Annotated in this window: 15 protein-coding genes; 7 read left to right on the top strand and 8 right to left on the bottom strand. The window is 65.0% G+C overall.

What is annotated here, in order from left to right; genetic code table 11:
• Positions 1-50: 50 nt before the first annotated feature.
• The 3 genes from AWB66_RS01845 (at position 51) to AWB66_RS01835 (ending at position 2,519) form a co-directional block, all read left to right on the top strand.
• Positions 51-974, top strand: coding sequence for a LysR family transcriptional regulator (locus tag AWB66_RS01845; RefSeq protein WP_087628544.1), 924 nt, complete (start codon positions 51-53; stop codon positions 972-974).
• A gap of 173 nt (positions 975-1,147) precedes the next feature.
• Positions 1,148-1,408, top strand: a complete 261-nt coding sequence (locus tag AWB66_RS01840; protein ID WP_087628543.1) for a DUF1488 family protein — start codon at positions 1,148-1,150, stop codon at positions 1,406-1,408.
• Between the two features lie 433 nt (positions 1,409-1,841).
• A complete protein-coding gene (locus AWB66_RS01835) occupies positions 1,842-2,519 on the top strand; it encodes a dihydrofolate reductase family protein (RefSeq protein ID WP_087628542.1) in 678 nt (225 codons plus the stop codon).
• A gap of 7 nt (positions 2,520-2,526) precedes the next feature.
• On the opposite strand, the gene AWB66_RS01830 is transcribed toward AWB66_RS01835, so the two are convergent.
• The 4 genes from AWB66_RS01830 to AWB66_RS01815 form a co-directional block, all read right to left on the bottom strand.
• A complete protein-coding gene (locus tag AWB66_RS01830; RefSeq protein ID WP_087628541.1) occupies positions 2,527-2,811 on the bottom strand; it encodes a superinfection immunity protein in 285 nt (94 codons plus the stop codon).
• A 319-nt stretch (positions 2,812-3,130) separates the two neighbouring features.
• Positions 3,131-5,368: an NADP-dependent isocitrate dehydrogenase gene (locus tag AWB66_RS01825; RefSeq protein WP_087628540.1), complete on the bottom strand. Its 2,238-nt coding sequence runs from the start codon at positions 5,366-5,368 to the stop codon at positions 3,131-3,133.
• Between the two features lie 231 nt (positions 5,369-5,599).
• Positions 5,600-6,238: a LysE family translocator gene (locus tag AWB66_RS01820; RefSeq protein ID WP_087628539.1), complete on the bottom strand. Its 639-nt coding sequence runs from the start codon at positions 6,236-6,238 to the stop codon at positions 5,600-5,602.
• 105 nt (positions 6,239-6,343) lie between these two features.
• A complete protein-coding gene (locus tag AWB66_RS01815) occupies positions 6,344-6,598 on the bottom strand; it encodes a hypothetical protein (protein ID WP_125469642.1) in 255 nt (84 codons plus the stop codon).
• A gap of 252 nt (positions 6,599-6,850) precedes the next feature.
• On the opposite strand from AWB66_RS01815, the gene AWB66_RS01805 reads away from it, so the two are divergent.
• On the top strand, positions 6,851-7,552 hold the full coding sequence (locus AWB66_RS01805; protein WP_087628537.1) for a carbonic anhydrase: 702 nt from the start codon (positions 6,851-6,853) through the stop codon (positions 7,550-7,552).
• 3 nt (positions 7,553-7,555) lie between these two features.
• Here the strand turns inward: AWB66_RS01805 and AWB66_RS01800 are convergent, their stop codons facing one another.
• Positions 7,556-8,155 carry a GNAT family N-acetyltransferase gene (locus AWB66_RS01800; protein WP_087628536.1) on the bottom strand — a complete coding sequence of 200 codons (600 nt, stop codon included), beginning with the start codon at positions 8,153-8,155 and terminating at the stop codon, positions 7,556-7,558.
• Between the two features lie 138 nt (positions 8,156-8,293).
• Here AWB66_RS01800 and AWB66_RS01795 point away from each other — a divergent pair, with 138 nt between their 5' ends.
• Positions 8,294-8,695 carry a GFA family protein gene (locus tag AWB66_RS01795; protein WP_087628535.1) on the top strand — a complete coding sequence of 134 codons (402 nt, stop codon included), beginning with the start codon at positions 8,294-8,296 and terminating at the stop codon, positions 8,693-8,695.
• Between the two features lie 146 nt (positions 8,696-8,841).
• Complete coding sequence (locus AWB66_RS01790) at positions 8,842-10,233, top strand: TAXI family TRAP transporter solute-binding subunit (protein WP_087628534.1); 1,392 nt, start codon at positions 8,842-8,844, stop codon at positions 10,231-10,233.
• A 6-nt stretch (positions 10,234-10,239) separates the two neighbouring features.
• On the opposite strand, the gene AWB66_RS01785 is transcribed toward AWB66_RS01790, so the two are convergent.
• The 3 genes from AWB66_RS01785 to AWB66_RS01775 all read right to left on the bottom strand — a co-directional run bounded on the left by AWB66_RS01785 (position 10,240) and on the right by AWB66_RS01775 (position 11,866).
• Positions 10,240-10,815: a nitrogen fixation protein NifQ gene (locus AWB66_RS01785; RefSeq protein WP_087628779.1), complete on the bottom strand. Its 576-nt coding sequence runs from the start codon at positions 10,813-10,815 to the stop codon at positions 10,240-10,242.
• Positions 10,809-11,291 carry a molybdopterin-dependent oxidoreductase gene (locus AWB66_RS01780; RefSeq protein WP_087628533.1) on the bottom strand — a complete coding sequence of 161 codons (483 nt, stop codon included), beginning with the start codon at positions 11,289-11,291 and terminating at the stop codon, positions 10,809-10,811. Before AWB66_RS01780 ends, AWB66_RS01785 begins: the two co-directional genes overlap by 7 nt.
• A 155-nt stretch (positions 11,292-11,446) precedes the next feature.
• Positions 11,447-11,866 carry a TOBE domain-containing protein gene (locus AWB66_RS01775; RefSeq protein WP_087628532.1) on the bottom strand — a complete coding sequence of 140 codons (420 nt, stop codon included), beginning with the start codon at positions 11,864-11,866 and terminating at the stop codon, positions 11,447-11,449.
• A gap of 148 nt (positions 11,867-12,014) precedes the next feature.
• Between AWB66_RS01775 and AWB66_RS01770 the strand changes: the two genes are divergently transcribed.
• Positions 12,015-13,409 (top strand): ATP-binding protein, encoded by a 1,395-nt coding sequence (locus AWB66_RS01770; RefSeq protein ID WP_087628531.1) that lies wholly within the window; start codon positions 12,015-12,017, stop codon positions 13,407-13,409.
• The last annotated feature ends 75 nt before the right edge of the window (positions 13,410-13,484 follow it).

The raw sequence follows: 13,484 nt of genomic DNA, 5'->3' as shown, positions 1-13,484 counted from the left end.
AACCTATCAAGTAAAATATCGGATTGAATTAGGTCTTATAGGATTTTCTAATGACCGTCTCGTTGCGCCTGCTTCGCTATTTCGTCGCCGCCGCGCAGTCGGGCAGCACGACCGCCGCTGCCAACGAACTGAGCGTGTCGCAGCCGTCCATCTCGGTCGCGGTCCGCGAACTGGAGGCGCTCTTTGGCGAAGACCTCTTCGCGCGCGGCCCCGGAACGAAAATGACGCTGACGCGCTTCGGTACCCGCAAGCTCGACGAAGCACGGCGGCTCCTCAAGGCCGCCGCTGCCTTCGAGGCCGACGACGGCGGCGACCCCGCGTGCGGCGAAGTGCAGATTGGCGTCTTCAGCACGATCGCGCCGGTGTATCTGCCGCTCGTGCTGCGCATCGCGCGCGAGCGCTATCCGAACCTCGCAGTGCGTTTCATCGAAGGCGATCTCGCTGAAATCGAAGCGTGGCTAAAAAGCGGCCGCATCGAACTCGCGCTGACCTACGACGTCGCATTGCCCTCCGACATCGCGCGCGAATGCCTGGCCGAACTGCAACCGTACGCGCTCGTGCCGGAGCAATCGCGCCTTGCCAGAAAGCGCGGCGCGATTGCGCTCGCCGAACTCGCGAAAGAACCGTTCATCCTCATCGACTTGCCACACAGCCGCGATTTCCTGATGGCGCCGTTCTGGCAGTTCGGGCTCGCGCCCGAGGTCCGCTACCGGGCGACGTCGATGGAACTCGTGAGGGGCATGGTCGCGAACGGGCTCGGCGTTTCGCTGCTGATTACGCAGAGCGCTACGAATACGCAAGTGCCGGGCATCGTCGAGCGGCCGATTCGCGAAGCGACCGTGCGCCAGCCGCTCGTGATCGCGCGCGCGACGAGCGCCGTGCCTACGCAGGCGTCTGGACTCGTTGCCGAATGCGTGCGCGAAGCCGTTTCGCAGGCGCTGAAACGGCGCGCGCGCCGGCGCCGTGCGCCCTGATCGCGGCCCGTTGCAAGGCGTCTGCAAAATGCTCCGGGAAAAGCCGTAGGGTGTTCCTATAATTGGAAGCGCCGCGCGACGATTTGCGCGCGGCCGGCGTTACGGGCCGGCGCCTGTCCGCTGGCACACGCCGTGCTGTACGAGGCTTTGCGAATCAATCACGGAGAGATGACATGAATATTGAATTCAGCGGCCGGCGTCACATCGTAGCTGCTTCGCGTGTCGCGTTCGAAGCCAATGTCGACGGCCGTGAGGTCTGGTGCAGTGTATCTCTCGATGCGCTTAACGATCACTTCGGCAATGCCGGCACGTCTTCTCATGCACTCTTGAGCACCTTCGAAGGCAGCCGCGTGCGCATCGAAGAGGCCGCGCGGCGCGTGCTCGATCACAATGGCGGACAGTCGGTGGAACTGGAAACCAGCGACTTCAAATAGCGGTCCACACGGGTCCGTGCTCTCGCCGGTCGTCTGGCCCGAGCGCGCCCATCTTTCTCCTGCGGGCGGCCATGGCTTTGCGCCGCCTTGCATCGCGCGTCACGGGCTGGTCAATCCGCGTGACGCCCTTCCGCTCGTGAGGCGAACTAAGCCCGACAGGTGCCTCTGTTCGCCCAATTGTCCGCGTGCGGCGTCGCTAGACTTGAATCATGTCGAAACGGCGACGGGCCAAGCAAACGGAGAACGTCGATGAATTTGCGTAACTGGATCGTGGTGCTCGAATGCGCGTACATGGAGTACACCACGTGGGGCGACCGCCACGTCTTCCGCCGCACGGTCGGCTACGACCGCGTCGTCTGGTGCTAAGGACGCGGCTCGCGGAACGACACTTGCTGCGCAGACGGATCTTCCGTCCATTGCAAGGAGTTCGCCGATGAAGCCTTATATCGTTGCCCACATGATGTCGTCGGTGGATGGCCGCAGTCTCACCGACGGCTGGCATCTCGACTATGCGAGCGATCTCTACGAGCGCACCGCCGCGACGTTCGAGGCCGATGGATGGATCTGCGGGCGCGTGACCATGCAGGAAATTTCGCATGGCAAGGACTATCCGAAGGGTCTCGCGAAATCGCCGATTGCGCGCACTAACCATTTCGTGAAACGCGACGCCTCGCAATACGCGATCTCGATCGATCCGCAAGGGCGAGTCGCGTGGAAAAGCGACACGGCGCTCGAATCGCACGTGGTCGAAGTGCTGAGCGAAGCAGTGCCGGACGACTTCCTCGCCTACCTTCAATCGATCGGCGCATCGTATGTATTCGGCGGCAAGTCGGACATCGACCTTGCTTCGGTCGTCGAGACGCTCGCGCACGAACTGGGCGTAAAGAAGCTGATCGTCGAGGGCGGCTCGCACGTGAGCGGCGCGTTCGTTCAGGCGGGACTCGTCGATGAAGTCAGCGTGCTGATCCTGCCGCTCGTCGATGGCCGCGACGAACACCCGTCGTCGTTCGAAGTGGCGATGCAGCAGTGGAAAGCGCCGTCGTATCTGAAACTGGCATCGGTCGAGAGGACCGAGCACGACGCGGTCTGGCTGCGCTACACCAAGCGGTGACGCGCGTTCACGCCACCCGTCGCCGACGCGAACGTGCGACCAGCGCGCCGATGGTCATCTTTGCAATGGCCCTGCGCGTACTTTTCGCCGCGCGCGACAGGCGCCTTTCGCTCACCGGATGACGCGCCCACACGAACGCCGCAATCCATCCGACGATCGTCCAGCCGAGCAGCACGTTCACGATCGTGATGGCGAACGCGTCGTCGCGCGAGCGCATGTCCGCGACGATGGCAGGCGTGAGATACAGCAAGAGCGCCGCGAGGTACGACACGGCTTCCAGAATCCCGAACATGGCGATCCCCTGAATGGCCGTCGATGACGGCGGCGAGTTGAGCAGCGTCGCGCCCGTACATGGGTCGTCGTTCGCGACAGTTGATACGATTCAGTTTAGGCCGCATCTATCGAACTACCATGCTGATAGAACGAAATCACTCTTAATGATCGGCGAACAATCGCCGGGCGCTCAAGCGTGTCACGAGTGTGCGCGGCGACTCGGATCGAGGATACCCGCATCAAGACTGGCCGCGAAGGAAGGGATCGGCGGCGCGGGCAACAAAAAGGCCGCCCTCGCGGGCGGCCAGCGTGCATCTGAAACTCGGTAGCCTGAAGGCTTATCCGCGCGTCGCAGCGAGCGTCGCGTTCAGCGTCTTGCTCGGGCGCATCACAGCCTCGAGCTTGTCGAAATCGGGCTTGTAGTAGCCGCCGATATCCGCCGGCTGGCCCTGCACTTCCGTCAGTTCCGCGACGATCGCCTGCTCGTTTTCGGCAAGACGCTTGGCGAGCGGCGCGAACTGCTCGGCCAGCCCCGCGTCTTCCGTCTGCGACGCGAGTTCCTGCGCCCAGTACATTGCGAGGTAGAACTGGCTGCCGCGGTTGTCGAGCTGACCGGTCTTCGGCGACGGATTCTTGTTGTTGTCGAGCAGCTTGCCCGTCGCGGCGTCGAGCGTCCTCGCCAGGATCTTCGCCTTCGCGTTGCCGGTCTTGATGCCGAGATCTTCCAGCGAGACCGCGAGCGCAAGGAACTCGCCGAGCGAATCCCAGCGCAGATGGTTCTCTTCGACCAGTTGCTTCACGTGCTTCGGCGCAGATCCGCCCGCACCGGTTTCGTACATGCCGCCGCCCGCCATCAGCGGAACGATCGACAGCATCTTGGCGCTCGTGCCAAGTTCCATGATCGGGAACAGGTCGGTCAGGTAGTCGCGCAAAATGTTGCCGGTGACCGAAATCGTGTCCAGCCCGCGGATCACGCGTTCGAGCGTGTAACGCATCGCGCGAACCTGCGACATGATCTGGATGTCGAGGCCTTCGGTGTCGTGATCCTTCAGGTACGTCTCGACCTTCTTGATGAGTTCGGCTTCGTGCGGACGATACGGGTCGAGCCAGAACACCGCCGGCATGCCCGAGTTGCGCGCGCGCGTGACGGCGAGCTTCACCCAGTCGCGGATCGGCGCGTCCTTCACTTGGCACATGCGCCAGATGTCGCCTTCCTCGACGTTCTGCACGAGCAGCACGTCGCCCGTTTCGTTGTCGACGATGCGCGCTTCGCCCGCTTCCGGAACTTCGAACGTCTTGTCGTGCGAACCGTATTCTTCGGCCTTCTGCGCCATCAGGCCGACGTTCGGCACAGTGCCCATCGTGCGCGGATCGAAGGCGCCGTTGGTCTTGCAGAAGTTGAGGATCTCCTGATAGATGCGCGCGAACGTGCTCTCCGGAATGACCGCCTTCGTGTCCTTCGGACGGCCGTCGGCGCCCCACATCTTGCCGCCGATGCGGATCATCGCGGGCATCGACGCATCGACGATCACGTCGTTCGGCGCGTGCAGGTTCGAGATGCCCTTCGCCGAATCCACCATCGCCAGTTCCGGGCGATGCTCGTGGCACGCGTGCAGGTCGCGGATGATTTCCTCGCGCTTCGTGCTCGTCAGCGACTCCAGCTTGTCGTACAGGTTGACGAGGCCGTTGTTCACGTTCACGCCGAGTTCGTCGAACAGTTCGCCGTGCTTCTCGAACGCTTCCTTATAGAAGATCTTGACCGCGTGGCCGAAGACGATCGGATGCGAGACCTTCATCATCGTCGCCTTGACGTGCAGCGAGAACATGACGTCGGTCTTGCGCGCGTCTTCCATCTGCTCTTCGTAGAAGTCGCAGAGAGCCTTCTTGCTCATGAACATGCTGTCGATGATCTCGCCTTCCAGCAGCTTGACCTTCGGTTTCAGCACGATGGTCTTGCCGCTCTTCGTTACGAGCTCCATCTTGACTTCGCGCGCGCGGTCGAGCGTCATCGACTTTTCGCCGTGATAGAAGTCGCCGTGCTTCATGTGCGCGACGTGCGTGCGCGACGCCATGCTCCACTCGCCCATGCTGTGCGGATTCTTCTTCGCGTAGTTCTTCACGGCGGCGGGCGCGCGGCGGTCCGAGTTGCCTTCGCGCAGCACCGGGTTCACCGCGCTGCCGAGGCACTTCGAATAGCGCTGGCGGATCGCGTTTTCCGCGTCGGTCTTCGGCTCTTCCGGGAAATCCGGCACCTTGTAGCCCTTCGACTGCAATTCCTTGATCGCGCCGATCAACTGGTGCACCGATGCGCTGATGTTCGGCAGCTTGATGATGTTGGTGTCGGGCAGGAGCGTGAGGCGTCCGAGTTCAGCGAGGTTGTCGGGAACGCGCTGGTCTTCGGTCAGGAATTCCGGGAATTCGCCCAGGATGCGGCCCGCCACCGAGATGTCGCTCGTCTCGACGTTGATCCCTGCCGGCGCGGTGAACGTGCGGATGATGGGCAGGAAAGCACTGGTCGCGAGCAGCGGTGCTTCGTCGGTGAGGGTGTAGATGATCGTCGGTTGCTGGGTACTCATCGCTTGTCTCAAGTTCGAGAAACGGGTTGGGAAGCCGGTCGGAACCGGCGGCAGGGGCGCTGCGGCGAGGCAGAGGCCGGTGCCGAACCCTGAATTTTGCCTGATTTTCCGCCCGGACGGATTTAGATGCCGGGAAGCGAGGTGCGGCGGGAGCGCCGCTGGCCCATGACGGCGCCGTCGCGCGTCTCATCCACCGCCCGCGCGGACGCGTTCGATCCGCTGCCCGGCGCCTCACGAATGCGCTGTCAGCAGCCTGATTCCCGCGATGCCGAACACGACGGCGAGGCATCCTTCGAGCCATCGGCGCAGCGCGGCGTAGGTTTTGCGCGCCGATGACGTGGAGAACAAGGCGGCATAACTGCCGAAAACGAACAATCCGATGCCGAGGCACCCGCCGACCACCGCCGCCATGTGCTGCCCGCTCGCGCCGGCCGGCGAGGCGAGCGCCACGACGGAAATCCACACGAGGATGGCCTTCGGATTCGTCAGGTGCAGAAGCGCGCCGCGCACATAGAGACTGCGAAGCGGCCGGTCGCCGTCGGGCGAGGCCGTCGCGCGCGGCTTCGCGGACAACGCCGACCTGCCCGACCTGAACGCGAGCCAGAGCAGGTAAAGTCCGCCGAACACCTTCACCGCGACGAGAAAGCCCGAATACGCCATCAAGGTCGCCGACAATCCGAGCGTCGCGAGCGTCGCCCAAAAGAACGACCCGGAGATGACGCCCGCCGCGAATGTGAACGCGGCCTTGCGGCCGCTGGTCGTCGCGATGGACATGATCGCGAGGTTGCTCGGCCCTGGACTGGCCGTTCCGACGAAATACGCCGAGTAGGCGAACAGCAGGTTCGCCGTGGTGATCGTGTTGCCGGTCATGGGAGTGCCTGTTTTTTGCCGTATGTGAAGCGATTGTCGGCGAATTCGTCTTTTCGTCACAGATACGGTTGGTTTGGGGCAAAACAGGACAATCGCCGCCGCACTTTAGCGCTTGCAAGCATCCGGCCGCGCTTTCGTGCCGCGGCGCGCCGCCGGCACCTTGCAATTGTCGACGCGCTGCTCGTCGCTCGCCTTGTCGCCCAGACGTTCCTTGAGGGTCTTCGGAGGCTCGGACGGCGCCTGCTGCGCGGTGATGTCCGTCGCCTTCGCGCCCGCCGCCGGCAAGCTCCACAGCCCGACGACGACCGCCATCGCTCCCGCGCGGACGAACAGTGCAAGAAATTTCGATGATCGCGGCATGACCGAACTCCGTCGACGGACAATCGCGCACACGCGCCAGACGCTCACGCTAGCGCATCGGAGCTTCGCGCACGCTCCGTTTCTTGCGCTCGCATTGCCGCGACAACGCGCGCGAACGAACGTGATCGCGCGAATCGCCCGTCGATCGGCCGAAACGGCGCCGCCGCGCAGCCGGTAAAATGGCGCAAACCGGCTTGCCGTATCATGATCCCTGCATCGTCCAGACACGACCCCGAGAAGGAACCGCTCTCCATGTCCGACAATTCGTCCCCCCGCGAAGACCGCAACGGTTCCGGCGAGCACGACCTGCTGTATCTGCTCAAGGGCGCGGACAAGTTCAGCCGCGACGTGTTCCCGGACAGCGAAGACCTGTTCCGCAGCCTCGCCGCGCATCAGGCGCCGCACACGCTTTTCATCACCTGCGCCGATTCCCGCGTCTCGCCCGAAATGATCACGCAGACCGGCCCCGGCGAGCTCTTCGTGTGCCGCAACATCGGCAACATCGTGCCCGCGTATGGCGAGATGCTCGGCGGCGTGTCGGCGGTCGTCGAATTTGCGGTGCTCGGGCTGAACGTGCGGCAGATCGTGATCTGCGGCCACTCGGACTGCGGCGCGATGAAGGGGCTCGCGTCGGGCGCGACCATCGCCGAAGAAATGCCTACCGTGCACGCGTGGCTGCGCAACGCTGAAGCCGCGCGCAGCGTCGCGCTCGCACGCAAGTTGCACGACGAGCAGATGGTGCAGGCGATGGTGGAAGAAAACATCCGCCTGCAGCTGAACCATTTGCGCACGCATCCGGCGGTGGCCGGACGCCTCGCGCTCGGCACGCTGCAAGTGCAAGGCTGGGTGTACGACATCGGGCACGGAAAAGTGTCCGTGTTCAACGACGCGGCCGGCGCCTTCGAAACCACTGCCGAGGCCCGCGCGCGTCTCATGCGCAAGGCCGCGCCGTAGACGCTAGCGCGCCATTCGGGCCTCGAGCGTCGCCTTCACGCCGGGCCACTCCGAATCGATGATGCTAAAGCGCACCGAGTTGCGCACGCGGCCATCGGGCATGATCCGCTCGTGGCGAACGATGCCTTCCTGCTTCGCGCCGATCCGCAGGATCGCGGCGCGCGACTTCTCGTTGAGTTCGTCCGTCGTGAACTGCACGCGGACCGCCTTCATGGCCTCGAACGCGTGGGAGAGCAGCAGGTACTTCGCCTCCGTATTGACGCCCGAGCGCTGCACGGATGCGGCGAGCCACGTATGGCCGATCTCCATCTTGCGGTTCGTGCGGTCGATCTTCCAGAAGCGCGTGCTGCCGACGATACGACCCGTCTCGCGCATCGCGATCACAAAGGGCATCACGGTTGACGATTCGCGGCCCGCGAGCGCCGTGGCGATGTACCGCTCGACCGTTTCCGGGCCGGGCACGACAGTCAGCGTCATGTTCCACAACTGACCGTCGGCGGCTGCCTGAAGGAGCGCGGGCGCATCGTCGGCCTTCAGCGGACGCAGTTCGACCGTCGTGCCGGTCAGGGTCGGCTGCATGGATGAAGGGTCGATGTCGGTCATGTTCAAGCGGGCGTTGGTCGCGAAGCGCTCATCTTAGCGCGGCGTCCAGACCGCGTTGACACGCGCGCGCGAACGCTCGATGATCTGCGGGAACGAAGACGAACACGAAGACCACGGCGCCAGCCGATCCCTCATGTCATGACAAGTTATCGCGGTTCTTGCCACTGTGGCGCGGTGCGCTTTCGCGTCGATGCCGACATCGATGAGCTGACGACTTGCGACTGCTCGCTGTGCCGCATGAAAAACGCGCTGATGACGAAGGTCCACGAGAGCCAGTTGGAAATTCTCGAAGGCGCGCAGCATCTCTCGACATATCGTTGGAACACCGGGCGCGCCCGTCACCATTTCTGCTCACGCTGCGGCATCTACACGTTTCATCGCAAGCGCGCGGCGCCCGACCACTACGGCGTCAACGTTTTTTGCCTCGCCGGCTTCGACCCTGCCGCGGTCCCCGTGCGCGTGACGCCGGGCGCCTGCATGTCGGTCGTGACGCCGGATGCGCGCCCCGAATGGCCGGGACCGAGAGACTCCGGCGAATGATGCGCGCGCCGCCGCGTCACGCTCGAAACGCTGCGGGCGCGGGGTTAAGATAGGCCTGTCGAAGCGCGGCAAGAACACGGCGAACCGTGCCCCGCAAAGACCGTTACTCGTGACGTGCCGGTTCAGACCATCCGGATGAGGCTCTCATGAAGCATCGTCGTCCGCAGCGGCCGCATTTCCCGCAGGAGCACGCGAGAGCGGCCTGGCGCGACATGGCCGTGGCCTTCGCGCCCTTCGCGCTGATCTTCGTGGTGGTGGCGGTGCTCGTCGTCTGGCTGATCAATCCGGCTCCGCCGCGCACCATCACGATGAGCGCCGGCCCGCGCGACAGTTCGTTTTTCGTCACCGCCGAGGAATATCGCAAGATCCTCGCGCGCAACGGCATCAAGCTCGACGTGCTGCTCTCCGACGGCTCGGTGCAGAATCTCCAGCGCCTGCTCGACCCGAAGCAGCACGTCGATCTGGCGCTCGTGCAGGGCGGCGTGTCGGACGGGTTCGATACGTCGTCGCTCATCTCGCTCGGCAATGTCTTCTATGTGCCGGTCGTCGTGTTCTATCGCGGACGCGGCCTGACGCAGCTTTCGCAACTCAACGGCAAGCGGATCGCGATCGGCCGCGAAGGCAGCGGCACGCGCATGCTCTCGCTCAAGCTGCTGGCCGCCAACGGCATCGACCCGGCCAACGGGACCGGCACGGGCACGACGCTTCTGCCCAGCGACGGCCTCGACGCCGCGAAGCAACTGGTCGCGGGCGAAGTCGATGCGGCGATCCTGAACGGCGATTCCGCCACGCGCGCGCTGATGCTGCGCCTGTTGCGCGTGCCCGGCATCTCGGTGATGGATTTCACGGAAGCCGCCGCCTACACGCGCCTCTTTCCCTATCTCGACGAGATCGACCTGGCGCCCGGCGTGCTCGATCTCGCCCGCCGCATTCCGCCCGAGACCGTGCATCTGATCAGCCCGACGGTGGAGATCGTCGCGCGTCCGAATCTGCATCCGGCCATCTCGGACCTCATCATCGAAGCCGCGCAGGAAATCCACGGCAGGCCCGGGCTCCTGCAACGGGCCGGACAGTTCCCGAGCCCGGTCACGCACGAATACGCGATCAGCGACGACGCCAAGCGCTACTACCGTTCCGGCAAGAGCCTGCTGTTCCGCACGATGCCGTTCTGGGTCGCGAGCGTGGTCGACCGGCTGCTGTTCCTGCTGCTGCCCGTCGCGGTCCTGCTCGTGCCGGCGTTGCGGCTGCTTCCGGCGCTCTACCAGTGGCGCGTGCGCTCGCGCATCTATCGCTACTACGGGTCGCTGATCGCGATCGAACGCCGCGCCTTCGACCATTCGACCGCCGAAGAACGCAAGGCGCTCGTCGCCGAACTCGACCAGATCGAGGAATCGCTCAACAGGTTGCGCATGCCGCTCGCGCATGCGGATGCGTTCTACGTCCTGCGCGAGCACGTCGGATTCGTGCGCGACCGTTTGAGCGAAGCCGCGAGGGATCGCGCGCGTCAGTCGCCGGTGAGCGTGACGTCCGCGCAGTGAGCTTTTTCAGCGCGCGCTGTCGGGATAGCAGAACCCGACGTCCTCGCAACCCGGGCAGCCGGGCGCGCCCGTGACCGCGCGGCCATGCGCGAGCGCCACTTCCTGCGCGAGAAACTTCTTCCAGCGCAGCCCGTGCACGTTCCGCTCGACCAGCCGGGGATAGTGGCGCTCAAGGATCGCCGTGACGTCGTCGCGACCGGAGAGGCCCAGGTCGCGCCACAGATGATCGGGACGCAGGCAGGCAGCGGCGATGATGGTCGCGAGACAGTGCGCGTCGGCGGGATGAGTGGCCGCGGTGACATCGTGCGCGATCAAAAGCGCGCGCAGTTCGCTCACGAAAGACCAGTGCGGCGACCAGAGCATCGCGTGCGGCAAGCCGGCGCGCGTCACGGCGTGCGGGAAATGACGTGCGATGAGCGCATCCAGTTCGGAGCGCCCGAGGCCGAGCAGCAGAAGCTCACCGGAGCCGATGCGCGCACCGATCAGGCGCGCGAACGCGACGGTGTCGGCCGCAGCCGGGTCGTTCGCACACGCGATGAGCGCGAGCGCGTCGTCCGCGAGCGAAGCGGCTTCGTTCACGATCGGGGCGAGAGCACGATCGCCTCGATGCGCGTGAGGCGCTTGACGTGCCGCGGCGCACGCACGGTATCCGCGCCGGAGACGAGCACGGGCAGGCCGTCGTCGATTTGCAGCGCTTTTTCCCCGCACGCATACGCGACGAGCGCGCGATCCCCGACCGGCGAATTGAACAGTTCGTGCCACGAAAAAGTGACAGCGTAGCCGTCGTGTCCGTGCGCGAGAAACACGGTCCGCTTGAAGTCCGAGCTTCCCGGACGACGCACGCCCGCCGCATCGAGCAGCACGCGCAACGGCACGCCGCGATAGCTGTCCACCGTGCGGATGAAGCGGCCGCTCGTGAAGCAGAACAGGTCGAAAGGGTCGAGCGCCACGCTCTCGAATTCGCGCAGCGCGGCGACATCGAGCGACATCGGCCGCTCGACGCTCCCGTCGATCGTCACGACCGGTCCGGCCAGTTGAAGCAGGGTTGATTCGTCCATATGCAAGGCTCGCTGGGAACGTTCGAATCGGGCTGAAGCGAATGCCGTAATATAGCCGAGGATATGACGCGGTTCGCTTCAATGCCAGGATATTCGCTGCATGCCGGTCATGTTGGTCGGCGCATGATTCCCAACGACGCGGTTCGCTCGGCCGCTCAATCCACCGCGATGATCACGCTCGACGCCTTGATGACCGCGCTGGCCGGCGTGCCGTTGGCGAGACCGAGGCGCGTGGCGCTGTCGTTGGTGATGATGGCCGCGATCTGCAGGCCGCCCGCCGAAATCGTGACCTCGGTGTTGACCGCGCCCGGCTTGACGTTCGCGACGGTGCCGGTGAGCACGTTGCGCGCCGAAATCTTGGCGGGATCGCTGTCCACCATGACGAGCACCGACGACGCCTTGATGAGCGCCGACGCCTTCCCGCCGACCGCGAGCCCGAGCGACTTCGTGCTTTCCTGCGTGACGACGGCCACGAGCGTCGTGCCGTCCACTTTCAGCGTGATTTCGTCGTTGACCGCACCGGACTTGATCCCGGTGATTTCCCCTGAAAAATGATTGCGCGCGCTGGTTTTCATGACTGTGTTCTCCGTGGTCGTGGTTGAATCCGGGCAACTCTACCGCATCTGCGCGCGACATTTTCCCGTGTCGATGCCGCTAAGATGTGACGCACGCGAAGGCAACGATCTTGCGATACGGCAAAACCCGAAACGTCAGAGGCGTGGAATGGATGGTTTCGAAGAAAAAATGACGCAGTCGCTGCAATTCAGGCTTTCGCTGTGGCTCGCGGTGGCGATCCTCGCGAGCGCGCTCGCCGCTGGATCGTTTTCGTTCGCGGCGGCATTTCACGAAGCCAATCTGATCCAGGACGCGCAGTTGCACGAAGTGGCGTCGCTCGTGACGAGCCGCAACGTCGACGAAATGGCGCATGGCTCGGCCCGCTACGTGCCGATGCAGGAGCCGGAAGCGAAGGTGGTCGTCGAGCGCATTCCCGGGCGCGACGCCCTGCAAGGCACGCATTTCAGGGTCGCGCAGTCGCTGGGCGACGGCATGCACACGGTGGCGATCGGCGGCCTCGAATGGCGCGTGATCGTGAAGACGCTCGACGCCGGCATGCGCATCGCGGTCGGCCAGCAGACGCGCGATCGCGACGAAATCGCGCGCAGCAGCGCCGCCGCGACGCTGATTCCGTTCATCGTGCTGGTGCCGGTGCTGCTCGCCATCGTCGCGGTGCTGGTGCGGCGCACGTTCCGGCCGCTCGCGCGGCTCGCGGCCGAACTCGACAACCGCAACGCAAACGACATGTCGCCCATCGCGGACACGGCGGGCGTTCGCCTGCCGACCGAAATCACGCCGTTCGTCGTGGCGAACAACCGGCTGCTCGCGCGCGTCGCGCATGCGGTCGACGTGCAGCGCCGCTTCGTCGCCGATGCCGCGCACGAACTGCGCTCGCCGCTCACGGCGCTCTCGCTGCACGCCGAGCGGCTCGACGCGGTGGAATTGGCGGCCCCGGCGCGCGAGCGCCTCGCGACGCTGCGTCAGGCCATCGCGCGCACGCGGGCGCTGCTCGAACAGTTGCTGACACTCGCGCGCGTGCAGGATGTCGCCGATGCGACAGTCGGGCCGGTCCACGTCGGGGCCGTGTTCAGGCAGATCCTGGAAGATCTGGTCCCGATCGCGCAGGCGCGCAGGCTCGACATCGGCGTGGTCGGCGACGCGGTGGCCGTCGTGGAAACGAGCGAACCCGACCTCGCAACCATGCTGAAAAACCTCGTCGACAACGCCATCCGCTACACGCCGCCGGGTGGCCGCGTCGACCTGTCGGTGCGGGTCGAGCACGGCGCGACGTCGATCTTCATCGACGATACCGGCCCCGGCATTCCGGAAAGCGAGCGCGAGCGCGTGTTCGACCGCTTCTATCGCGTGCTCGGCAGCGGCCAGTCGGGCTCCGGGCTCGGGCTGTCGATCGTGCAGACGATCGCCGCGCGGCTTGGCGCCAGCGTGACGCTCGGCAGCGCGCCGTGGCCTTCGGGCGCGACCGGACTGCGCGTGGCGGTCGTCTTCCCGGCGACGGTGCAGCGCCGCGCCGTCCGGGCGCAACCGCTCGCGACGAGCACGTAAGACGAAACGCGCGCCGGACTCGCGCAAACGCATCCGGCGCGTTTCGGGCACAGTGCAGGCATTCGATGCGTACTT

The organism is Caballeronia telluris, from assembly GCF_001544495.1.
GTDB classification, from domain to species: Bacteria; Pseudomonadota; Gammaproteobacteria; order Burkholderiales; family Burkholderiaceae; genus Caballeronia; species Caballeronia telluris.
This window is presented reverse-complemented; position numbering and strand designations above follow the sequence as displayed.

Coding starts and splice junctions, on each gene's coding strand:
- AWB66_RS01845 (WP_087628544.1), top strand. CDS start 51: ATGACCGTCTCGTTGCGCCTGCTTCGCTATTTCGTCGCCGCCGCGCAG.
- AWB66_RS01840 (WP_087628543.1), top strand. CDS start 1,148: ATGAATATTGAATTCAGCGGCCGGCGTCACATCGTAGCTGCTTCGCGT.
- AWB66_RS01835 (WP_087628542.1), top strand. CDS start 1,842: ATGAAGCCTTATATCGTTGCCCACATGATGTCGTCGGTGGATGGCCGC.
- AWB66_RS01830 (WP_087628541.1), bottom strand. CDS start 2,811: ATGTTCGGGATTCTGGAAGCCGTGTCGTACCTCGCGGCGCTCTTGCTG.
- AWB66_RS01825 (WP_087628540.1), bottom strand. CDS start 5,368: ATGAGTACCCAGCAACCGACGATCATCTACACCCTCACCGACGAAGCA.
- AWB66_RS01820 (WP_087628539.1), bottom strand. CDS start 6,238: ATGACCGGCAACACGATCACCACGGCGAACCTGCTGTTCGCCTACTCG.
- AWB66_RS01815 (WP_125469642.1), bottom strand. CDS start 6,598: ATGCCGCGATCATCGAAATTTCTTGCACTGTTCGTCCGCGCGGGAGCG.
- AWB66_RS01805 (WP_087628537.1), top strand. CDS start 6,851: ATGTCCGACAATTCGTCCCCCCGCGAAGACCGCAACGGTTCCGGCGAG.
- AWB66_RS01800 (WP_087628536.1), bottom strand. CDS start 8,155: ATGACCGACATCGACCCTTCATCCATGCAGCCGACCCTGACCGGCACG.
- AWB66_RS01795 (WP_087628535.1), top strand. CDS start 8,294: ATGACAAGTTATCGCGGTTCTTGCCACTGTGGCGCGGTGCGCTTTCGC.
- AWB66_RS01790 (WP_087628534.1), top strand. CDS start 8,842: ATGAAGCATCGTCGTCCGCAGCGGCCGCATTTCCCGCAGGAGCACGCG.
- AWB66_RS01780 (WP_087628533.1), bottom strand. CDS start 11,291: ATGGACGAATCAACCCTGCTTCAACTGGCCGGACCGGTCGTGACGATC.
- AWB66_RS01775 (WP_087628532.1), bottom strand. CDS start 11,866: ATGAAAACCAGCGCGCGCAATCATTTTTCAGGGGAAATCACCGGGATC.
- AWB66_RS01770 (WP_087628531.1), top strand. CDS start 12,015: ATGGATGGTTTCGAAGAAAAAATGACGCAGTCGCTGCAATTCAGGCTT.